The organism is Dickeya aquatica (assembly GCF_900095885.1).
In the GTDB taxonomy this organism is placed as follows: Bacteria; Pseudomonadota; Gammaproteobacteria; order Enterobacterales; family Enterobacteriaceae; genus Dickeya; species Dickeya aquatica.
This window is the reverse complement of sequence record NZ_LT615367.1, coordinates 1176490-1198029: the sequence shown is the minus strand read 5'-3', so window position 1 is coordinate 1198029 and position 21540 is coordinate 1176490. Positions and strand designations below refer to the sequence as shown.

At 52.4% G+C, this 21540-nt stretch carries 18 protein-coding genes; 8 read left to right on the top strand and 10 right to left on the bottom strand.

Annotated features, from left to right (window positions below):
- Nucleotides 1–295 precede the first annotated feature (295 nt).
- Nucleotides 296–694: an H-NS family histone-like protein gene (locus DAQ1742_RS05470; RefSeq protein ID WP_035343403.1), complete on the bottom strand. Its 399-nt coding sequence runs from the start codon at nucleotides 692–694 to the stop codon at nucleotides 296–298.
- Between the two features lie 468 nt (nucleotides 695–1162).
- Here DAQ1742_RS05470 and cspE point away from each other — a divergent pair, with 468 nt between their 5' ends.
- The 4 genes from cspE to DAQ1742_RS05455 all read left to right on the top strand — a co-directional run bounded on the left by cspE (nucleotide 1163) and on the right by DAQ1742_RS05455 (nucleotide 3379).
- Complete coding sequence (cspE, locus tag DAQ1742_RS05465; RefSeq protein ID WP_035343404.1) at nucleotides 1163–1375, top strand: transcription antiterminator/RNA stability regulator CspE; 213 nt, start codon at nucleotides 1163–1165, stop codon at nucleotides 1373–1375.
- 11 nt (nucleotides 1376–1386) lie between these two features.
- The gene (ymcF, locus tag DAQ1742_RS20460; protein WP_071604100.1) at nucleotides 1387–1590 is read left to right on the top strand and encodes a cold shock small protein YmcF; all 204 of its coding nucleotides are present in this window, start codon (nucleotides 1387–1389) and stop codon (nucleotides 1588–1590) included.
- A 226-nt stretch (nucleotides 1591–1816) separates the two neighbouring features.
- Nucleotides 1817–2938, top strand: coding sequence for a ribosomal protein uL16 3-hydroxylase (locus tag DAQ1742_RS05460; protein WP_180706246.1), 1122 nt, complete (start codon nucleotides 1817–1819; stop codon nucleotides 2936–2938).
- A 252-nt stretch (nucleotides 2939–3190) separates the two neighbouring features.
- Nucleotides 3191–3379 (top strand): YjfB family protein, encoded by a 189-nt coding sequence (locus tag DAQ1742_RS05455; RefSeq protein WP_035343406.1) that lies wholly within the window; start codon nucleotides 3191–3193, stop codon nucleotides 3377–3379.
- Nucleotides 3380–3530: 151 nt separating this feature from the next.
- On the opposite strand, the gene DAQ1742_RS05450 is transcribed toward DAQ1742_RS05455, so the two are convergent.
- Nucleotides 3531–4604 carry a LacI family DNA-binding transcriptional regulator gene (locus DAQ1742_RS05450; RefSeq protein ID WP_035343407.1) on the bottom strand — a complete coding sequence of 358 codons (1074 nt, stop codon included), beginning with the start codon at nucleotides 4602–4604 and terminating at the stop codon, nucleotides 3531–3533.
- A gap of 274 nt (nucleotides 4605–4878) precedes the next feature.
- Here DAQ1742_RS05450 and DAQ1742_RS05445 point away from each other — a divergent pair, with 274 nt between their 5' ends.
- Entirely contained in the window at nucleotides 4879–6141 is a 1263-nt protein-coding gene (locus DAQ1742_RS05445; protein WP_035343409.1) for a maltoporin, read from the top strand.
- 186 nt (nucleotides 6142–6327) lie between these two features.
- Here the strand turns inward: DAQ1742_RS05445 and DAQ1742_RS05440 are convergent, their stop codons facing one another.
- From DAQ1742_RS05440 to DAQ1742_RS05415, 6 genes are all read right to left on the bottom strand, one after another.
- A complete protein-coding gene (locus DAQ1742_RS05440; RefSeq protein ID WP_180706245.1) occupies nucleotides 6328–6696 on the bottom strand; it encodes a PTS transporter subunit EIIB in 369 nt (122 codons plus the stop codon).
- 85 nt (nucleotides 6697–6781) lie between these two features.
- Entirely contained in the window at nucleotides 6782–8839 is a 2058-nt protein-coding gene (locus DAQ1742_RS05435) for a beta-galactosidase (RefSeq protein WP_035343411.1), read from the bottom strand.
- 107 nt (nucleotides 8840–8946) lie between these two features.
- Complete coding sequence (locus DAQ1742_RS05430; protein ID WP_035343414.1) at nucleotides 8947–10146, bottom strand: glycoside hydrolase family 53 protein; 1200 nt, start codon at nucleotides 10144–10146, stop codon at nucleotides 8947–8949.
- A 5-nt stretch (nucleotides 10147–10151) separates the two neighbouring features.
- A complete protein-coding gene (locus tag DAQ1742_RS05425) occupies nucleotides 10152–11042 on the bottom strand; it encodes a sugar ABC transporter permease (RefSeq protein WP_051124103.1) in 891 nt (296 codons plus the stop codon).
- Nucleotides 11043–11052: 10 nt separating this feature from the next.
- Nucleotides 11053–12360: a carbohydrate ABC transporter permease gene (locus tag DAQ1742_RS05420; RefSeq protein WP_067487207.1), complete on the bottom strand. Its 1308-nt coding sequence runs from the start codon at nucleotides 12358–12360 to the stop codon at nucleotides 11053–11055.
- Nucleotides 12361–12489: 129 nt separating this feature from the next.
- Nucleotides 12490–13722 carry an extracellular solute-binding protein gene (locus DAQ1742_RS05415; protein ID WP_035343418.1) on the bottom strand — a complete coding sequence of 411 codons (1233 nt, stop codon included), beginning with the start codon at nucleotides 13720–13722 and terminating at the stop codon, nucleotides 12490–12492.
- A 363-nt stretch (nucleotides 13723–14085) separates the two neighbouring features.
- On the opposite strand from DAQ1742_RS05415, the gene DAQ1742_RS05410 reads away from it, so the two are divergent.
- The 3 genes from DAQ1742_RS05410 (at nucleotide 14086) to pelI (ending at nucleotide 18324) form a co-directional block, all read left to right on the top strand.
- On the top strand, nucleotides 14086–15195 hold the full coding sequence (locus tag DAQ1742_RS05410) for an ABC transporter ATP-binding protein (RefSeq protein ID WP_067487210.1): 1110 nt from the start codon (nucleotides 14086–14088) through the stop codon (nucleotides 15193–15195).
- 449 nt (nucleotides 15196–15644) lie between these two features.
- Nucleotides 15645–16856: an aspartyl protease family protein gene (locus DAQ1742_RS05405; protein WP_180706244.1), complete on the top strand. Its 1212-nt coding sequence runs from the start codon at nucleotides 15645–15647 to the stop codon at nucleotides 16854–16856.
- Between the two features lie 427 nt (nucleotides 16857–17283).
- Complete coding sequence (gene pelI / locus DAQ1742_RS05400; RefSeq protein WP_035343425.1) at nucleotides 17284–18324, top strand: pectate lyase PelI; 1041 nt, start codon at nucleotides 17284–17286, stop codon at nucleotides 18322–18324.
- Between the two features lie 155 nt (nucleotides 18325–18479).
- On the opposite strand, the gene DAQ1742_RS05395 is transcribed toward pelI, so the two are convergent.
- Together DAQ1742_RS05395 and hutU are read right to left on the bottom strand one after the other, a co-directional pair.
- On the bottom strand, nucleotides 18480–19568 hold the full coding sequence (locus DAQ1742_RS05395; protein ID WP_083961170.1) for an iron-containing alcohol dehydrogenase family protein: 1089 nt from the start codon (nucleotides 19566–19568) through the stop codon (nucleotides 18480–18482).
- A 264-nt stretch (nucleotides 19569–19832) separates the two neighbouring features.
- Entirely contained in the window at nucleotides 19833–21533 is a 1701-nt protein-coding gene (gene hutU / locus DAQ1742_RS05390; protein ID WP_035343429.1) for a urocanate hydratase, read from the bottom strand.
- Between the last annotated feature and the right edge of the window lie 7 nt (nucleotides 21534–21540).

The window sequence follows — 21540 nt, the reverse complement described above, 5'->3', positions numbered from 1 at the left end:
AATGTAATGCATGAGGCAAGATATTTTAGTTTAAAAGTTTTACCTGAAAATGACCACGAGTAGAAAGTAAAAGATTATTGCAACCTGGAATTATTTTTAGAGGAGGTATCAGAAAATGAAATTACAGCAGAAAAAATTTCGGGGGTTATGATAACTCAGGTTCTTACCTATAAAAGCATTACCGCCATCGCGCGCGTTTAAGTAATGCCACATTAAATATGTTAAGACAAAACACAGTATCCCCTCACCAGGTAAGGGAATCCCCTTTGCTTAAGTACACAAAGGGGAAACAGGATTAGATCTCGAAATCAGCCAGCGCCTTGCCACTATCAAGGGCTTCTTTGATAGCTTTCGGTGTACGGCCCTGACCTGTCCACGTCTGTTCATCGCCATTTTCATCAACATACTTATATTTGGCCGGACGAGGAGTGCGTTTGGATTTAGCCGGTGCAGACTTAACACTTTCCAGCAATTCTGACGGATCAATTCCATCTTCTAACAGCTGAGCGCGCAGTGCTTCGATTTTAGCCTGACGTTCAGCATTTTGTTGTTGAGTGCTGGCTTCTTCTTCACGCCGGTCTTCCACAATAGCAGTCAGTTTTTCCAGCATCTCTTCAAGCGTCGCCAGATCGGTTTCACGAGCCTGAGCACGAAGAGTGCGAATGTTATTTAATACCTTAAGAGCTTCAGTCATTGTCAGTTGTCCTGATGAGTATGGTTATAACGCTACATTTATATATTATGATAAATCGGGAAAGTTAGACAGGTATCAATAATTAATGAAATAAGATTTTCACTCTGCTCACATTCACCAGCGTATCTCCTTGCGACTATTCTCCACACGATAAGTCAGTCTATCGCTCACAAACGCATCTGCCCGCTGCCAAAAGCCGTTTCCACGGCGTTCATCCGCATGTGATTATTCCACCTCTTTTTTAAGACAGGGGTTTCGGCAATAAAGCTTGCATCAGGTAAAAATCTGTGCGTTAATGCACCTGTCGGTTTGATATACAGACACCGTTAAAAGCAGTTTACTAAAGCAGTTCTCACTTCTAAGAGTTATCCTTGATACCCCTTCTTTTTGAGTTTCCTCTTTACGTTATGATTTTAATCTGTAACTCAGGCCATATTCGATAAAGAAATCAATGAGAAGGTTGTAAACATGTCTAATAAAATGACTGGTTTGGTAAAATGGTTTAATGCTGATAAAGGCTTCGGATTTATCTCCCCACTGGATGGTTCTAAAGACGTCTTTGTCCACTTTTCTGCTATTCAAAGTAACGATTACCGTACGCTGAATGAAGGGCAGAAAGTCGAGTTTGCGGTAGAAAGCAGCGCCAAAGGCCCCTCTGCTGCCAATGTCGTTATTCTCTAAAGGATAATGTTATTATTTTGAATTCTTATTTTAAATGCCCATGTTGTCAGGGCTCGCAATACAGAACATCACCTTTTGATGTTTCGGCACAAAATCCGCACGGCGCAAAATGTATTTTTTGTAAGTCCGTGATGGTAATGGCCGTTAACACCGCCCTATTAAGCGGGCACCACATGGCGAACATGCGTGTGCACAATGGCGCTACTCTGAGCTAATTTCTCGGTAAGTCGCATTTTAATTAAAGACAAAGACCTGGTGCTTTGTCTTTTTTTTATCTAGTGATTACCTCATCACAGCCGCTATTTTCAGGCCAGCGACTCGCCGGCTCTCTGACACCCAATAAACGCCCCCGATGCAACACCTGACCTTGACCAATGACAAGGTGGCGTGAGCACAGCTTCTTATAATCAAGTCTGTTTATCTTCTCACTGGTGTGAAAGCATGGAATATCAACTGAAGCTCGACTGGCCCGAATTTTTAGAAAAGTACTGGCAGAAACAACCCGTTGTATTAAAGAATGCGCTGGCTAATTTTGTCGATCCGATTACACCGGATGAATTGGCCGGACTGGCGATGGAAGCCGAAGTCGATAGCCGCTTGGTGAGTTATCACCATAACCAGTGGCAGGCCTGGAATGGGCCATTCGAATCATTTGATCATCTGGGAGAAACCGGCTGGTCATTGCTGGCACAAGCGGTCAACCACTGGCATGCGCCCAGTGCTGAGCTGGTTCGCCCATTTCGGGTGTTGCCGGACTGGCGTTTAGACGATTTGATGATCTCCTTTTCGGTGCCGGGTGGTGGTGTCGGCCCGCATATTGACCAATATGACGTGTTTATTATTCAAGGGATGGGCCGTCGTCGCTGGCGTGTTGGCGATAAGCTGCCGATGCGCCAGTTCTGCCCTCATCCGGCATTGCTGCATGTTGACCCGTTCGCACCGATTATTGATGAAGAGCTAGCGCCAGGCGATATTCTCTACATTCCACCGGGATTCCCACACGATGGGCAGACGATAGAAACCGCGCTCAACTACTCCGTTGGCTTTCGTGGCCCCAACGGACGTGACTTAATCAGCAGTTTTGCCGATTATGCGCTTGAGCACGATCTGGGCGGCGAGCACTACAGTGACCCGGATTTAACCTGCCGGGAACATCCGGGCCGGGTTGAAGAGTACGAACTTGAACGGCTGCGCACCATGATGATGGATGTCATCAACCAACCGGAAGCCTTCACGCAATGGTTTGGCCGCTTTGCCACCACGCCTCGTCATGAATTGGATATCGCGCCCGCCAATCCTCCTTATGAGTCAGCAGAAATCACCGAGGCCCTGCTCGCGGGGAAACGCTTATCCGGTTTAAACGGTTTGCGGGTGCTGAACGTAAGCGAGCGTTTTTTCGTCAACAGTGAGCCGATGAAAATGGCCGATGACAAAGGCGCTGACGCGCTGTGCCGCTATACACTCATTAGCAAAAATGAACTGGGTGAGGCGTTACATAATCCCAAATTCATGATGCAACTGACCGATCTGGTCAATCAGGGCTACTGGTTTTTTGACGAATAACCGGCCATGTAAACCTGATGGCGGATAACAACAGTTTCGCGCAGCAGATGTGATGACTCACACAGCGCTAACCTCATCGGTTGGCTAGACTAAAGATTGAACGAATCTGACCGATACCAAAGGGGTACTGGCGGAATTTGCCGGTATTCCTTTGTACCCATGGCCATCCTGCGATGGGCATGTGTCTCAGTCGCTTGTTTGCACTGCCAGACATATCGGTACGCCTTTAGCCTCTAACACAGGATAACTACGATGGATGTTTCACAAATCGCTTCCCTTTCCTCTGGTTTGAGCAACATGCAGTTGAGCAGTGAAATTGGTACCCAGGTGTTGAAAAAATCATTGGATAACCAGAAAGATACCGTTAACAGCCTTGTCCAGTCCATCCCACCGTTACCGGCTAATCCGGCGGTTGGGCGCAACATTAACACCACAGCATAATGTACGCGGCAGCACAGAATGTGTTGCCCTTATGTCTCAGTAAGTGGATGTCACCGACAGAAACCCGGTCGTAACGCGAGCGGGTTTCTTTTTGCTATCTCATTATCCTGACGGGGTTATTTCTTCTGGCGTGCAGGGTGTTTGCCCGCCACTATTGACTCAGCCGATGGGCAATTTGCCGCAACTCGTCGGCAATTTGCTGTAAATCACGCTGTTCGTCACTGCGCGGGCCAGTGGAATTACGCACAACCAGCCGGGCAGGCAGAATGGAGGAAGATCGCTGCATGTCGCTATCGCTGGCTCCCAGCAGCCGCTGCACCGCCTCTTTTCCCTGCAAGTCGAGATCCAGCGATACGGTGGTCAATGCCGGATGAAAAAACGAACTTTCATACGTGCCGTCATAGCCAATCACTGATTTCTGACCGGGAATGGTCTGCTGATTCTGATGAAACGCGCTCAATACGCCCAGCGCCATTTGGTCGTTCGCCACCAGTACCGCACTGAACTGCGGCGTTTCGCGCAGCATCTGTAGCGCACAGGCATAACCGCTTTGCGCATCCCAGTTGCCGTGCAACACGCTGACAGGGGCAAGCCCATACCCCTCCAGCGTTTCCAGCCAGTTTTTCAAACGCAGCCGCGCCGACACCGAGCCTGCCGGCCCTGCCAGCAAGGCAATATCACGGTGCCCCAGTTCGTAGAGATACTTCACGCTGGCTCGTGTGCCATCTGCCGGATTGAACGACACATTAAACACAGAGCTATAGGGGTCAACATCCAGAAAGAGACACAGAATATCGTCGTTATCCGTCGCAATACGTTCTGCTTCATCGGTTTCCAGCGGCACATTGATGATAACCTTATCAACCCGCTGTGACTTGAGTTCATTGATGGAATCCTGAATGCCATGATTGACGTTCTCATCAATCATCGAGATCAACACCTGATAACCTTCCGTATTCGCATATCTTTTTACGGCGGCGGCCACCTGTGAAGGCGCATGTAACGCCAGCGAGGTCGTCACCAGCCCAATGGTCATACTCTGTTTACCCACCAGTTGCTGGGCCAGGCGGTTAGGCACATAACGCAGCAATTCTATTGCCTGCTCAACCTTGCGGCGCGTGGCTTCAGAGACATTAGCCGATTTATTCAATACCCGAGATACGGTTTGATAAGAAACGCCTGCATGGCGTGCAACATCTTCTAACGTAGCGCTTTTCGACTTCATGGCCGGCTTTCCCGTCGTGGTTTTCTGTAAATTGTAACAGCAGGCCCCAAGAAAAACTCATGGGCTACCGCACACTCTGCCCAATCCAACAAAAAGTATTACGTTCACAAACAAGAAACTCGTGATGAAGCTCACCAGTTTTTACAAAACAAAATGATTTATTTGCACTAAATCACAACAAACAAACGAACGCATTGCCGAGTTTTGCGTTTAGGCATTTTATTGAGCAATAAATGTGAACGTAATACATAACAACAAGCAACACGAGGTCATTATGAACATCAAACGCCTGACAGTCCCTACCGCTCTCACCGCTATGCTGACCTGCGGGCCGCTGCTCGCGGCCAATATTCCTGTTGATTTTCATGGTTATCTGCGCGGTGGTGTCGGCGTATCAAACGACGGCGGTATGGCGCAATGGCAGAAAAACAAAATAGGTCGGCTGGGTAACGAAAACGATACCTATGGCGAGGTGGAGTTAGGTTCCGAGGTGTACAAAAAAGATGACGTCAGTTTCTACGTTGATAGCATGGTCAGCATGGTGTCTGATGGATCTAACGACAATGAAACCACCCTCGGTAATGATGCCCAATTCGGCCTGCGTCAGTTAAATTTACAAGTCAAAGGCCTGGTTCCCGGCGATCGTAATGCGGTTATCTGGGGCGGGAAACGCTATTACCAGCGCCACGACCTGCATATTATCGACACCAAATACTGGAATATTTCCGGCTCCGGTGCCGGGCTGGAAAACTACAGCCTTGGCCCTGGCGCATTGTCGGTCGCCTGGCTGCGGGGTGATGCCAATGCGGTTGATGACCGCATTAATGGCAACAGTAACGTCAACATCAACTATGCCGATGTGCGCTATGCCGGGCTGAAACCCTGGAAAGGAGCCTGGACGGAATTTGGTATTGACTACGCCATGCCCAACGTCACCAAAAAACAAAAAGAGTTCGGCGGCCTGTATGACGCAGATAACGGCGTGATGCTGACCGGCGAAATCAGTCAGGACATGCTGGGTGGCTATAACAAAGTGGTGCTGCAATACGCCAATAAAGGCCTGGCGCAAAACATGGTGTCGCAAGGCGGTGGCTGGTATGACATGTGGAATCAGGTCAACAGCGCAACCGGCTATCGCGTGATTAATACCGGCCTTATTCCATTGACTGACCGTCTCTCTTTCAATCATGTGCTGACCTGGGGCTCGGCCAACCAGATTAATGAAGCGACCGATACCACCCGATTATTGTCGCTGGTCGGACGCATGCAATATCAGTTTACCGATTATGTGCGCGGTATTGGTGAGGTTGGGGCCTTTACCCAGAAAGACAACTTTAAAAATGGCACTTCATTTAAGCAAAGCGGTCAGAAATATACGCTGGCCGTGGCATTGGCCGCCGGCCCTGCGTTTATGTCACGCCCGGAACTGCGCTTTTATACCTCCTATCTGAATGACAGCCAGGATGGTAAACCGTTTAAAGACGGCACCGCCAGTAATACCTGGAATGCGGGGGTGCAGGTCGAAGCCTGGTGGTAATAACGGGCGCATACACTGAACGCATAACCGCACTCTCTGAAATATCATCTTCATCATTATTTTTGTATATGGATTATTGATTCGCTGTGATTCGAGGATAACGCTTTATGGTTATCCTCTTTTTTTTCTAACACACCCATAAAAAACTGGCGGGGAGAGATTCTCGCCCCGCCCAATATCACTGTTTTATTCGTGTATTTCAGAAATAATTATAACGGTTATTTTTATCGCTTTATTATTCCCCCCTTCACGAGAGAAGTGCTCCGTTAATAACTGGCGTAGCGCATCGGATTGCTGACCAAATATCGCGTGGACTTGCTGGCCGAGAATAATCACGCCTAATGCGCCTTCCTGTTGTAGCCCCTGTGAGTCAACCAGCTTGAGGTTTTTCACCGTGACGCGCAGGCGGGTAATGCAGGCATCAACCTGTTCGATATTCGCCTGACCGCCAAAGCCATGCAGCAGGCGCTGAATATGCTGTTTCTCGGCCTCCGTAAACGCCGGGGCGGGTTTAGGCTGGCTAAAATAACGGGTAAATGCACGCAGCTTAATCATGGATATACTCCTTGGCATGGTGTGATGAAGCGATGGGATTGATAACGCCTGACGCGGGTGGCCAGGCGTGGTGAAGACAGGGCAATCAGGCAAGGTGGCGATGGAGCACCCGGCATCCCCAGGCGCTGAGGGCAATATCCGTCACCGGTTCACCGGTCAATTTATCGCAATAACCGGCTGGCACCGCCACAGACTGCGGCTGGGCGCTGTAGTTACCGATAAAAATAAACTCCTCATCAGGGTGGCTACGGCGCTGGGCGCTCACGCCCGGCGGCAACACGGTTTCCAGCGCACGCGGCAGCGCCAGCTCGCGGATAAGCGCGGTGAAAAAATCCCGCTGGAATGCCAGATCGTTGCGTGAGGTGACATACCAGGCTTTGCCTTCACCGACATGATTGACGGTCACAGCCGGGCGCCTGGCATAAAAATCATCACAATAACTGGCTTGCGCCAGCGCGCCTTCCAGATGAATAAGCTCACACAAATGGCGTGCCTGATAAGGCCCTTTGAGCCCCAGCGTGTTGCCAGCAACTCCCAGCACGCGGTTAAATTCCCCCTCCGCCAGGCAGTCAATCTCCTCAGCCCAAATGCCGAAAAGCGCGCGCAGCGGGCCGGGAAAACCGCCTAAATGACACAGGTCGCTTTCATTAACAATGCCGCTCCAGTAGGTCATCACCACCTGCCCGCCCTGACGCACAAACGCCTCCAGCCGTTCGGCAAAGCCGGGGCGCACCATATAGAGCATCGGTGCTATCAGTAGCCGGTAAGCGCTGAAATCCCCATCGGCGTTAATCACATCCACCGCCACCCCCTGCTCCCAAAATGGCCGATAGTGTTCTGCCAGCGTTTTTTCATACTCCAGCCCGAGATTGCGCGGCCCTTGTGCATCATCCATTGCCCAGCGGCTCTCCCAGTCAAACAGGATGGCCACCTGCGCCTCAACCCGGCTGCCCGCAACATCGCCAAGCTTCGAGAGCATATCGCCAAGCGCCGCCACCTCGCGCCCGACGCGGGTATCAACATGCCCGACGTGATCAACCACCGCGCCGTGGAATTTCTCCACCGACCCGCGGCTTTTACGCCACTGGAAATACTGCACCGCATCCGCTCCGTGCGCCACCGCCTGTAGCGAAGACAGAATATGCATGCCCGGTTTTTTCAGCTTACTCAGCGGCTGCCAGTTGGTGGTGCTGGGCGTAGACTCCATCAGGACAAACGGCTGCCCCTGTTTTAGCGAGCGCATCAGGTCGTGGTACATGGCGGTATAGCAGGCAAGCGTGGCGTCGTCTTTATCGCGGTGCCACATCGGGTAACTGTCCCAGGAGACGAAATCCAGCACCTGCGCAAACTGCCAGTAATCGTAGTCGTAGAAATATTCCATAAAGTTGGTGGTGGCCGGTAACGCCGGATTCACCCGTTTTAATGGCGCAATCTCCCCGGCGCAAAAATCCATCGCCTGCGCCGTATTAAAACGCCGCCAGTCAAGGTTTAAACCGTGAATAGAAACCTCGCCGTGTGGCGCGGGCGAGTCAATTTGTGACCAGTCGCTATACGTGTGGCTCCAGAAATCGCTCCACCAGGCGTGATTAAGGGCCTCCAGCGTGACATAACGCGCCTGTAACCAGCGGCGAAAGGCCTGCTGGCAGCGCTCGCAATGGCACTCACCGCTATATTCATTAGAGATATGCCAGCCAATCACCGCCGGGTGATGGCCATAGCGCTCTGCCAGCAGGGTATTGATCTGCCGCACTTTCTCGCGGTACACCGGCGATGAAAGGCAATGATTATGACGACCGCCATGCAAGGCCTGCACCCTGTCACGCCCGACCCGCAGTACCTCAGGGTAACGCTGTGACAGCCAGGCCGGGCGCGCGCCGCTCGGGGTCGCCAGAAACACGGATACGCCACGCTGATGCAATTTATCCAGCAGCGTATCGAGCCAGTCAAAGTGGTATTGCCCCTCTTGCGGTTCGAGCTTTGACCAGCTGAAAATACCGACTGACATGACATTGCATTTCACCTGCTGCATCATGGCAATGTCATCATCAATCACATCGGGATAATTCGCCCATTGCTCTGGATTATAATCCGCGCCATGCAATAGCCCTTCAACCTTTGCAAACAAAGGTGGAAATCGTTTCATAGAACATCCTTAAGACATTATTCTTTTGCGGTATATCTGCTGATATTCAGGGGGCTGACGGCACGAGGGATCGTGCCGTCAAATACAATAAAAAATCAGCGTCTCGGTTATTTAAATATCTTGATAGAAGGCAACACCTCACCCTGACAATTAAATAACGCCTGATTTTCACGGGCATTGCCTAATTTCCAATTGTCATTGATGTAATTCATGCCAGCCTGTGTCGCCCAGGTATTTCCCGGCACCGTTATCCAGGCCGGCTCCCAATAAAACACACCTTTGCCGCGCTGGCTGGGCACATCAATCACGCTTTGCATTAAATCGCGCATGAAATCCGCCTGCCCCTGCACCGTTGCCGGGTAGCCGCCGTCTTTGGCTTCTTTAGCGCCAAAGCTGTTTTCCGCATTATCGCAATTCGCCAGCGTGTAGCCGTAAGCGGCCTCGACCACAATCACATCTTTGTTATAGCGCTGGCTGATGTCATCCATATTGGTTTTCAGCGCGCTGATGGGGCCATTCCAGTAGGTATACATCGACAGGCCAATCACATCGAAGGGCACACCACGCCTGGTGATTTCATCAAACCACCAGCGGAAGGTGTCATTCTTCGTGCCTTCAGCCAGATGCAGCATGATTTTTACCTGACCCGGTGAGCTCAGGTTCTCACGTAAACCGGCAATCGCGGCATTGAGTAACCCGGCCAGCCGGTCAAACTCACCGCCGCCCTGCCCCCAGCTTTTGCCCTCCGGCCACAGAATGCCGCCATTGGCCTCATTGCCAATCTGTACCATATCCGGCAACACCCCTTCGCGCTTAAAGCGGGCGATGGTGTCGCGAGTGTAATCATGTACGGCGGTTTTGAGCGCCTCGTAGGGGAGGTTCGCCCAGGCTTTCGGCTTGAACTGCTTACCGGGGTCAGTCCAGAAATCGCTGTAGTGAAAATCGAGCAGCAACTTCATGCCCTGCGCCTTGGCGCGTTTAGCCAGCACCAACGTTGTGGCAAGGTCATTGTCACCGCCGCCATACGGGTTTCCGGCTGCGTCTTTGGGGTCAACCCACAACCGCAGGCGGATATAATTCACGCCGTTTTTCTTCAGCACGACTATCGGGTCAGCCCGCTGGTGATTCTCGTCATAGAACACCGCGCCCTGCCGCTCCACTTCCAGCAGCGTAGAAATATCAGCCCCTTTGATAAAACCGGCCGGTGTATTGCGCAGCGGTTTAATCACCACCGATTCCGCCGCCATCAGCGGTGAGGTGGCAAGGGCAAGAGAAACAGCCAGTAATGTGGGTATCATCTTTTTCATGGTGATCATCCTTTGGTACTGCCCGAGGTCAGGCCGGAGACAAAATATTTCTGCAACATCAGGTACAGCAGGGCTATCGGCACCGCAATCAGCACCGCCCCGGCGGCATAGGTGGTGTAACTGGCCCCCATTTTTTGCGCCACCAGGTTATACAGGCCGATAGGGAGCGTGTATTTATCCGGGGTGCGCAAAATGGTACTGGCGAGAATGAAATCCCCCAGCGGGCCGGTGAACGAGAACAGCGCCACCACCGCAATAATCGGTTTGGACAGCGGCATAATGATTTCAATAAAAATGCGGAAATTCCCGGCCCCATCCATGCGGGCCGACTCATCCAAATCGCGGGGGATAGCGTCGAGATAGCCCTTCATCAGGTAGGTATTCATCGGGATCATGCCGCCGACATACACCAGCACCAGCGCCAGATGGCTATTGATAAGCCCCAGCAGTTGCGACAACACAAAAATGGCAATCAACGCGGAAAATTGCGGGATCATCTGCAACAGCAGAAACAGCATCAGCCCGTTCTGCCGCCCTTTGAAGCGAAAGCGAGAAAAAGCATAGGCGGTAAAACTGACGCTTATCAGCGTCAACACCATGGTCAGGAAGCTGATTTTCATCGAGTTCCAGTACCAGCTCAGGTAGTTAACCTGGCCGTTAAACAGGTCGGCATAATGCTGAAACGACAGGTTTTCTGGAATGATGGCGGTACTGAGCAGGCTGTTACCGGCATTGAGCGACGCGCCCACCGTCCAGACCAGCGGATAGATAATGATGACGGACACCATCATGATGACCAGCCAGGACAGCGTCAGCCGAATCGCTTTTTCACGCCGGATGCTGCCTTGATGTCGCCGAATAGACGAGCCCTGAGCGCTGGGTTGAGATCTGAACATCGCGTTCTCCTTAAGCCATGTCATCATTTTTAAACGCGCGGCTGGCACGGAACTGCCACAGCGCCACCCCAACCACAAACACCGACAGCAAAATGGTGATAGTGGCGGCAATCGCATACTGCGATGACGACATCGTCAGCTTATAAATCCACGACACCAGAATATCCGTGCCTCCGGCATTCGAGCCTGCCACCGCCGGGCCGCCGTTGTTAAACAGGTAGATGATGTTGAAATTGTTAAAATTGAAGGTGTATTGGGTGATGATGATCGGCGCAATCGAATACAGCACCAGCGGCAGCGTAATGGTGCGCAACTTCGTCCAGTTGCTCGCGCCATCCATCGTGGCGGCTTCATACAAATCATCAGGAATGGCTTGCAACACGCCGGTGGTCATGGCGAACACGAACGGAAAACCAAGCCAGGTTTGCATCATAATCAGCGCGGTTTTCGTCCAGAACGGGTCGGTCAGCCAGGCCTTGGGGCTGATGCCCAGCGCAGCCAGAATCGCATTATTAATAACGCCGAACGAGTCGTTAAACATCCCGGCGAACACCAAAATGGTGACAAACCCCGGCACCGCCCAGGGCAGAATAAAAATCGTGCGGATCAGCGGCTTAAAGCGCAAATCTTTCTGATTCACCAGAATCGCCAGCATCACCCCCACCGTGCATTGCAGCGTTGTGGCAAGTAACGTCCACACTACCGTCCACTGCAACACATCAAAGAACGTCGAGCGCCAGATACTCAGGGTAAAAATGCTGACAAAATTCTTCACGCCAACCCACTCCACCAGTTTGGCCGGCGGGGTGTGGTAGAGGTTGTAGTTGGTAAATGCAATGGCAAAACCAAACAGAATCGGGAAAATCACCACGAACACCAGCAGGATAAAGCCCGGCGTAATCATCAGGTAAGGGAAGCCGTCACTGAGCAGTAAACGGTACTGTTGACGCACGCTATGTAGCGCCAGCCCCGCATCGCGCCGCTTGCCATTGCGCCACGCATCGCGCCATGACAGCGCGTAAATCAGCACGCCAAATGCGATGATAATCAGGCTGATTATCCCCTCAGCCAGCAGGAAGATAGAGTTATCGCGCGGCACCTCTTCTCCCAGCGTATACACGCCCCAAAGCCCGGTGTGCAGAAAATCCCGGAAGACGCCCAGATAGCTGCCGAGCAGCACCAGAAACACCATCCCTTTCGCCCACTGACGATGGTAAAACTGCCCGCCGCCGGGCACCACTGCGCACAGCAGCGCCATCCAGGCGTGACGACTGCAATGCTTCTCCCCCGATAAGGGTTCGCCGGAACTGATAATCACACGCTGCTCCTTCTCATCACGGGAGGTGGCCCTCCCGTCTGGTATTGCCTGTTGCATTCACTCATCACGTTTGCCGACATGACACCGACTGGCATGTCGGCAAACAAAGCGCATCAACCCACGGCTCGCTTACTGGTTGCTGGCTTGCATGGCTTCGACCTGCATTTTGATTTGCTTAACAGCGTTATCGAGCGCGGCCTGTGGCTCTTGCTTACCCGTCAGGCTCAACTCCAGCGCGGCGTTGGCGGGGCTCCAGACTTCGCCCATTTCGGGAATGCCCGGCATCGGCACCGCTCTGGCGGACTGAACCGCCACGGCGCTGGCTTTCTCATCGTTTTTGATAAGGGGGTCATCAATCATGCTCTTTTGCGGCGGAATTTCGCCGGTACGCTGGTAGCGCACCTTGACGTAGTTCGGCTGGTTGATGAACTGCATAAACTGCTGTGCCAGCGCTTTATCCTTGCTCCAGGTCGATACCACATAGCCTTTCACGCCCAGAAACGAGCTCATCGGCTTGCCATCAGGCAGCGTCGGCAATGGCACGACACCATAATGAATCCCGGCGGCTTCATAGGGCTGGAACGCCCAGGGGCCGTTAATCACCGCCGCCGCTTTTTTCTCGGTAAACAGTGAATCGATGGCATTGAGCCCGTTATCACCGAGGATCCCTGACGGAAACAGCTTGTCGGCGTAAAATTTACGCAACAGCGTCACCGCTTCAACCGCGCCGGGTTTATTCAGGCCAATATCCAGCGGATTCAGCCCGCCCTTGTCGTTTTTGCCGAAAATGTACCCGCCCATCGGCCCGATAGCGCCCCAGCTGTAATAAATCTGATCAAACTTCGCCAGCAGGCCAAAGCGGTTTTGCGCCTGCTGCTGGCGCGAAAAGTCATACCACTCTTGCAGGCTGGCGGGCAGCTTCGTAACCAGCGCTTTGTTGTAGATAAGCACCAGTGTTTCCACCGCCTTGGGCAAGCCGTAGGTCTGGTTGTTCATGCGAAATGCGGCGATGGAGGCGTCGGTAAAGCTCTGTTGCGTCGCGTTATCTATCGTCAGCGGTGCAATCAGCCCCTGTACTACCGCGCCGCCGAGCTGATCGTTGGGGATAACCAGCACATCCGGGCCAATACCCGAGGGGCCATCGAGTCGCAGCTTTTCCAGTTGCTGGGCAAAAGGCATCTCCAGCACATTCACTTTCACGTTGTACTGTTTTTCAAAATCAGCAATGGCGTCCTTAATTCCATCGGACTTGCGGATATCTTCCCACACGGTCAGTTGTCCGGCGGCCTGGAGAGGAAAGGCCAACAGTGAGCTGGCCGCAGTGGCAGAGAACAGCAGGGCGGTAAGTAACTTGGTTTTCATTATCGACCTCTTGTGAAGGTATAACATTTTTATTTTTAAAAACCGGTGATAACACCTGGGGAAACGCATCATCGCTGATATTACAGGGCATCTCACAGCTGATTTACTGCCAGCGATAATGTTATACGCTACGCTAACCATAGGGATATGACGACAGGAAAGTGACTATTGTGTGATCACAATTGCAGAAATGAAACACAGCGGTATGGCGCTAAAAACAAGGTCGTTATAGTCGCTTTAAGGCAACAGCACTGTCAGTCGTCAAGAAAAAATTGTTATACGTAATACATACACTGGCAGACCAACACGCCACGCGACCCGGTATCAGGTCACTGAATAGCACGCCCGGCAGAGGAAGAACGCATGTCCAGCATACGCTTGAAAAATGTCACCAAACGCTTTGGTAATACGGAAACGCTGCACAATATCAATCTGGATATCGAGGCCGGTGAGTTCGCGGTTTTTGTCGGCCCCTCGGGCTGCGGTAAATCGACCTTGCTGCGCATGATTGCCGGGCTTGAAGAGATAAGCGATGGCCACATTCTTATCGATAACGCCATCATGAATGACGTTGCTCCGGCGCACCGTGGCGTGGCCATGGTGTTCCAGTCTTACGCGCTCTACCCACACATGACCGTTGCCGAAAACATGGGCTACGGACTGAAAGTGAACAAGGTGCCCAAAGATCGCATTCGTCATCAGGTCGAGATGGTGGCCAAAACGCTGCAACTGTCGCACCTGCTTGATCGCAAACCCAAACAGCTTTCCGGCGGCCAGCGCCAGCGCGTTGCAATTGGCCGCGCCATCGTGCGTAACCCAAGAGTGTTTATGTTCGATGAGCCGCTCTCCAACCTGGATGCCGAACTGCGGGTGGATATGCGTCTGCACATCGCACGGCTGCATCAGGAATTAAAAACGACGATGGTCTATGTCACTCACGATCAGGTCGAAGCCATGACGCTGGCCGATAAAATCGTGGTGATGAAAGACGGCAAAGTGGAGCAATGCGGCTCGCCGATGGCGCTGTATTACAACCCGAAGAACCGTTTTGTCGCCGGGTTTATCGGCTCGCCTAAAATGAATTTCCTGCCCGCCACCGTGGTCGCCTGGCAGCCGGGTCAGGTGCAGCTCGCACTGACCACGGAAAAAATCGTCACGCTCAATATCGACACCCCACCCCGTCAGGTGGGTGAAAGCATCACGCTGGGTATTCGCCCGGAACACCTCAATACATCCGGCGCACAGCAGGCCACGCTGGATTTTCAGTGCGAAGTGGTCGAACGGCTCGGCAACAACACCTATCTGTTCGGCCAGTGCTATGGGCGGGATGGCGTGAAAATTTTGCTGCCCGGCGATGTGCAATTTAGCCCCTGGCAGGCCATCACGGTGGGTTTCGACGCGCGCCACTGCATGATTTTTGATGCAAACGGGCTGCGCGTCAGTGCGGATATTCCGGTGCCGGGGCTGCACTGATCGTTAATTGATACAGGCAATCAGGCAAGGCCGCGTTGCCAGTGCTAAAGAAGGGATAAGGGAAGCACAGGGAGGCGCAATAAAATGGCATGGATGCCCGCTTACTGTGATTTTCCGTCGCCGTGAAGATGCGACAGGGTTGATTCGCCTATTATCCCCGTTCACCATCCATAACCACGATTATTTCATGATGCATATCAAACGTAAAAAATCATTCTCTCCCCATCGCGGCAATAAATAAAACACAACCCAAAGAAAAATCCTTGATTTCACTTCACGGACTCAGCATTCATTTTTTCAGAAAAAACACCCCTACAAACAGACAACAACAATAAACTCGCCATAGCAATAAACTTGCCAGAAAAATCCGATATAAATAAAAAAAATTGACGATGACCAATTTAATTGGCGAGAATCCAAATCCCCTGAAAAAACGGAGAATATCACCAATGTCTATTCGTCCTGAAAAAATAAATAAAAAATCGGTTTTAACGTTGCTGTTAGGCCTTGCTGTTTCTGGGTGTGCCAGCCACACCATTTATTCCACACCTCAACCCCCCCCGTTCAAAAAGACCCCTATTTTAGAGGCTTATTTTGATGAAATGCTGATTATTCCGGTGGTAATTAACCATCAGAGTTTTAATTTCCTGGTCGATACAGGTGCCAGTTTTACAACGATTGATAAACGTGTTGCCAAAAAAATCACCAGACCGCTATTAATCACAGAAATTGCGGAAATTTACCGGGAAGGGTTAACACATATCAATACCGTCTATGATCGCATAAAACCTGAGAGCGACATCGCCGTTAAGCCGCTTCCTTTCTCGATTGGCTCAGAGGAAATCCGAGACAATGATCTCTGGTTGGCCATCGATTTATCCCGCCTTTCCGAAGCTATGGGTACTAATATTGATGGCATTATCGGTATTGATACATTCCGCAAACTCAACTGGATGGTGGATAATAAAAAGCAGCGATTAACCATCAGCAAAGATGCACCTGGCGCTAACACCTATCAGAAATGTACCGCATACGATAACCGATACAATAACATGCCGGTACTTTGGTTTGATGTGGATGACAGCGAACTCGCGCTCTACGTTGACACCGGCGCAGACAGTAATAATGTTGATATCGAAGTCATCAAAATGATAGAAAAAATAAAGGGGAAAGACGCCGTAACACGCAATACTGAGAATAGTGCCGCCGTTGATCTTGGTGGTATAGTCACTGAAAACAGCTACATTCTGAAAGGCATAACGTTTGCTGGTATGCCGCTTGGTGAAATCAATGTCAGCGCCAATCAAAATAAACATTTCGCTATCGGCATGGATTTTTTATCCCGCTTTGATCGCTATGCGTTTATACCTTCCCGAATGATGTTCTGTTATGACACCCAGAGCATTGAAAGGAAAGAAATAAAAGCACAACGCCACATTGCAATTCGCGCCAGGGATAAACAAATCGAGGTGTTCTATAACCCGGATGATGTATTAAAGAAAACAGGCCTGCGCAACGGTGATATTTTACTTAAAGTGAATGATATCACCTATGCGCCAGCACAGATTAACCAGGTCAGGGAACATCTGAAACAGATCCCCAAAGGAAAATTAAAGCTAACCATTGTGCGCAACCATGAGCAGAGAGATATTTACCTCTGATATACAGCCCCGTCTTTAGCTATATTGGTAGCTATTTTTTAACATACCACTCTCCCTATTAACAAACAGGTGGGGCACATTTCTCGCAGGCCACCAGCCTGATCTTCTCTGCCGGGCCATGCATGCACGGCCCGCTCCCTGGTGAAAAACCAACAGAGAACGGACTAACGCAGCGCCCTTATCTACTACACTGAATAATTCCTTTTCATTATTATTTAATACCACTCAGATTTATACCCTTAGATAAATAAAACAAACAAAATAATATACTAGTTATTTCAATGCGAATTTTGTGATTTATTTCTATTACTCTTTTTATTTTTTGATCTATAGTGAATCTGATACTGTCAGGAAGTACCCGCTTTTATTTATTTTTCTCTCTCAATTGAATGAGAGTCAATATCTGTGGGATTTACAAGGAGATTGTATGTTTAAGTATGTATTGCCTCTGCTCGCACTCACGCTGTCCGTGCCTTCTTTCGCTGCCAAAACCACGTTGATGTTGTCGCAAAAAGACAGCATCAATTATCTCGGCTGGTCTACTGAAGAAGGTAAAGTTGCACGTCAGGAAGTGTATCGTGGCACAACCGCTAACGCGGATTTGCGCGAGCGCATTGCGGTATTGGATGCTGAAACCCGCACCTTCCAGGACGACAGCGCAAACAGCGGCGTCAATTACTGGTACTGGGTGGATGTGGTGAGCTCAAGTAAAGAGCAAAGCCCGTCTAATGCCGTAACCACCGCACCACAAACCGGCCTGCTGCGCGCGGCACAAGCCACCTCCGAGTGCAAACCCGGAGCATCGTTTGAGAACCGCAATGTAGACTGTGGCGGTGTCACCATCGGTACCAGTTGCCCGAATGACAGCGATAAACAAAAACCGTTGATCATTTTGAAAAACGCCTCACTGAAGAACCTGCGCATTTCTGCCTCCGGCGGTGCTGACGGTATCCATTGTGAAAGCGGCAACTGCACCATTGAAAACGTGATTTGGGAAGACATCTGTGAAGACGCCGCCACCAATAACGGCAAAACCATGACCATCATCGGCGGTATCGCGCATAACGCCAAAAACGGTTACGGTGGCAAGCCGGACAAAGTGTTGCAGCAGAACGCCAAAAACAGCACCACCGTGGTAAAAGGCAACTTCACCCTGACCGGTGAACACGGCAAACTGTGGCGCTCCTGCGGTGACTGCACCAACAACGGCGGCCCGCGTTTCCTGAACGTTGATGGTCTGATTGTCAATGGCACCATTGGCAGCATTGCTGGCGTTAACCGTAACTTCGGCGATGTCGCTACCCTGAAAAACATCAAGATCAAAGACTACAAAGCAGGTAAACCGAAGATTTGTGAAGAGTACAAGGGCGTGGAGAAAGGTCAAGGCGAGTCACCCAAGTACGGCGACGAGGATTTCTGGAATACCGCCAACTGCAAAGTTAGCCGTTCTGATGTCACCAAACTCTGACAGGTTTACCCGGCCGGTTAACAGCGGTTTTTTTGCTGGTACAGCGCCCTGTTAACATCATGACCGATTAGCACAACACGGGCTTTCTGACGTATCACTCTACTGTCTGTGTACCAGGACCGGGCCATCCGCCCGGTCTTTTTGTGATTTAACGCCTAAACCGTTAGCGTGGCCGCCAGCGCCTCTACCCGCCGAATCGCCTGATGCAACAACTCAGCGGTGACGGCAAAAGGCATGTTGACCATATCGGGAGCGGCAACGGCAGCATCCACAATCGCCGACAGTTCAGAGGCACTCAGGTCAGGGCAAATCGCCGCCAGTGTCAACGGCACCGCACAATTCTGCGCCAGACGGATCGCCGCCAGCAGCTCTTCATCGCTGCGCTGCTCCAGTGCCAGCAGGCACAGATTGCCATACCCCACCAGCAGACCATGACCAAATTCGCGGGTTTTGTCGCACACGGTAAAGCCTTCATACAGGGCGTGAGCGGCAGCAGCATGGGCTCCGCTTGCCATCAGCGAGGTCAGCCCGGCGAACAGGAAGATGGCATCCAGCACCTGATCGAGCGCGTCGCTATGCTGCCCGGCCATCACCGCACGACAGGCGGCTTCACCGTACTGTTCTATCAACCGAAAACAAATTTCGCTGTTAGCGCGTGACGAAGCAGCAAAACCGCCGCCGTTGTCACCATGATCGATAGCACGAAACTCATACCACTTCGCCAGCGTATCGCCCAGACCGGCCGCCAGCCAGCGCAATGGCGCTTGCGCCAGCAACGCACTGTCGATAACCACGGCAGCAGGGGCCACCGGCAAGTGATAGAGATCGTGAAAGTGGCCGTCATCGTGATAACGCACGGATAACGGTGTCACAGCCGCACAGGTAGCCGCGATGGTCGGCAACGTCACCACCGGAATACCGCACTGAAACGCCACCGCTTTGCCGGTATCAAGTGCCTTGCCGCCGCCGACTGCCAGCAACAGATCGCTGCCGGTTTCGTGCACCCGCGAGCACAGTCTTTCAATCTGGCCGACGCTGCACTGCTCGCCAGACCACTCCACCGCCGTCAGCGTTACTCCCGCCTGCCGCAATTGTTCGATAATCACCGTCTGCGCCGCTGCCAGCGCCTGATGTCCTCCCGTCACCAATACCCGCCCCCCAAGACGGGCACAAATCTCACCGAGTTGTTGACTGACGCCCGCCCCGCGTACCACGGTAGCGGGGAAAAAAACCTGCTGCATAATAATTCCCTGACTGATGACATGATAAAAAGCGATGCACAACCTGACCGGTACTGAACCCGCAAACTGAGCAATAAACCTGACACGCGATGGCTGTCACAAGCACGCCACCGTAACGTCTTTACCGGTGGCAAAGCATGACTAAAAAAATCGCTTTCACACCATAGGATTATCTTATCCATACGCCGTATGGCTTCGCACCCGAACGCACAAAGGCGGCCTCAGCCGCCTTTGGTATCCAGATAATGAAAGCCCCGAATGCGCCGCTCAGCCGGTTGATTTCACCATCGGCAAATTCAACTGATGCGCCCTGGCACAGGCACTTGCCGCGTCATAACCGGCATCAGCATGACGCATCACGCCGGTCGCCGGGTCATTCCACAGTACCCGTGCCAGCCGGGCATCGGCTTGCGCCGTGCCATCACAGACAATCACCATACCGGCATGCTGGGAAAACCCCATCCCTACGCCACCGCCATGATGCAGGCTCACCCAGGTGGCACTACCGGCCGTATTGAGCAGGGCATTGAGTAGCGGCCAGTCGGATACCGCATCCGAGCCGTCCTGCATCGCTTCCGTTTCCCGGTTAGGCGATGCCACCGAACCACAGTCCAGATGGTCGCGGCCAATTACCACCGGGGCACTCAGCTCGCCGTTACGCACCATTTCGTTGAACGCCAGCCCGGCCAGATGGCGCTCGCCCAGCCCCAGCCAGCAGATGCGCGCAGGCAACCCCTGAAAGGCGATGCGCTCGCGCGCCATGTCCAGCCAACGGTGCAGGTGATGATTCTCCGGGAACAGCGCTTTCAGTTTGGCGTCGGTTTTGTAGATATCTTCCGGGTCGCCAGACAGCGCCACCCAGCGGAACGGCCCTTTTCCTTCGCAAAACAGCGGGCGAATATAGGCAGGCACAAAGCCCGGAAAATCAAAGGCGTTGCGTACACCTTCATCAAAGGCGCGCTGGCGAATATTGTTGCCGTAATCCACGGTGGGCACGCCCATATGATGAAAATCCAGCATCGCCTGCACATGCACCGCCATGGACGCGTTGGCCGCATTCACCACCGCCTGCGGGTTGCTGATGCGCTCTTGTTGCCAGCGCGCCACGCTCCAGCCTGCGGGCAGGTAGCCGTTGAGCGGGTCGTGCGCCGAGGTTTGATCGGTGACGATATCCGGTTTCATGCCACCGGCGTTGGCGCGCTTCACCAGCTCGGGCAGCACCTCGGCAGCGTTGCCGAGCAAACCGACCGAGAGCGCCTTTTTCTGCGCACAGGCTTCGGCAATCATCGCCAGCGCATCATCAAGGTTGTCAGCTTTAACATCGAGATAGCGGGTGCGTAAGCGAAAATCGATGCGGGATTCCTGACACTCGACCGCCAGCACGCTGGCACCGGCCAGCACCCCGGCCAGCGGCTGCGCGCCGCCCATGCCGCCAAGACCGGCGGTGAGTATCCACTTACCGTGCAAATCGCCCTGATAGTGCTGGCGGCCCGCTTCGGCGAAGGTTTCATACGTGCCCTGCACGATGCCCTGCGCGCCGATATAAATCCATGACCCGGCGGTCATCTGGCCGTACATCATCAGCCCGGCTTTATCCAGCGCGTGGAAATGCTCCCAGTTCGCCCAGTGCGGCACCAGATTGGAGTTGGCAATCAATACGCGCGGGGCATCGACATGGGTGCGAAACACGCCGACCGGCTTGCCGGACTGCACCAGCAGGGTTTCATCGGCTTTCAAGTGGCGCAGGCTGGTCAGGATGGCGTCAAAACACGCCCAGTTGCGCGCCGCCTTGCCGATACCGCCGTACACCACCAAATCCTCCGGGCGTTCCGCCACGTCTGGGTCGAGGTTGTTTTGGATCATGCGCCAGGCCGCTTCAATCAGCCAGTTTTCACAATGCAAAGTGCTTCCGTGTGGGGCGCGTACCACGCGGGCAACAGACGATGTCGTTGAAACAGAGGAGGTCATGACAGAT

Excerpts from the sequence above, each read along its gene's own strand:
- DAQ1742_RS05450 (WP_035343407.1), bottom strand. The coding sequence starts at position 4,604 with ATGAAGTCGAAAAGCGCTACGTTAGAAGATGTTGCACGCCATGCAGGC.
- DAQ1742_RS05440 (WP_180706245.1), bottom strand. The coding sequence starts at position 6,696 with ATGATTAAGCTGCGTGCATTTACCCGTTATTTTAGCCAGCCTAAACCC.
- DAQ1742_RS05460 (WP_180706246.1), top strand. The coding sequence starts at position 1,817 with ATGGAATATCAACTGAAGCTCGACTGGCCCGAATTTTTAGAAAAGTAC.
- DAQ1742_RS05415 (WP_035343418.1), bottom strand. The coding sequence starts at position 13,722 with ATGAAAACCAAGTTACTTACCGCCCTGCTGTTCTCTGCCACTGCGGCC.
- DAQ1742_RS05405 (WP_180706244.1), top strand. The coding sequence starts at position 15,645 with ATGTCTATTCGTCCTGAAAAAATAAATAAAAAATCGGTTTTAACGTTG.
- DAQ1742_RS05410 (WP_067487210.1), top strand. The coding sequence starts at position 14,086 with ATGTCCAGCATACGCTTGAAAAATGTCACCAAACGCTTTGGTAATACG.
- DAQ1742_RS05445 (WP_035343409.1), top strand. The coding sequence starts at position 4,879 with ATGAACATCAAACGCCTGACAGTCCCTACCGCTCTCACCGCTATGCTG.
- DAQ1742_RS05435 (WP_035343411.1), bottom strand. The coding sequence starts at position 8,839 with ATGAAACGATTTCCACCTTTGTTTGCAAAGGTTGAAGGGCTATTGCAT.
- DAQ1742_RS05455 (WP_035343406.1), top strand. The coding sequence starts at position 3,191 with ATGGATGTTTCACAAATCGCTTCCCTTTCCTCTGGTTTGAGCAACATG.
- pelI (WP_035343425.1), top strand. The coding sequence starts at position 17,284 with ATGTTTAAGTATGTATTGCCTCTGCTCGCACTCACGCTGTCCGTGCCT.
- DAQ1742_RS05470 (WP_035343403.1), bottom strand. The coding sequence starts at position 694 with ATGACTGAAGCTCTTAAGGTATTAAATAACATTCGCACTCTTCGTGCT.
- DAQ1742_RS05430 (WP_035343414.1), bottom strand. The coding sequence starts at position 10,146 with ATGAAAAAGATGATACCCACATTACTGGCTGTTTCTCTTGCCCTTGCC.
- hutU (WP_035343429.1), bottom strand. The coding sequence starts at position 21,533 with ATGACCTCCTCTGTTTCAACGACATCGTCTGTTGCCCGCGTGGTACGC.
- DAQ1742_RS05425 (WP_051124103.1), bottom strand. The coding sequence starts at position 11,042 with ATGTTCAGATCTCAACCCAGCGCTCAGGGCTCGTCTATTCGGCGACAT.
- cspE (WP_035343404.1), top strand. The coding sequence starts at position 1,163 with ATGTCTAATAAAATGACTGGTTTGGTAAAATGGTTTAATGCTGATAAA.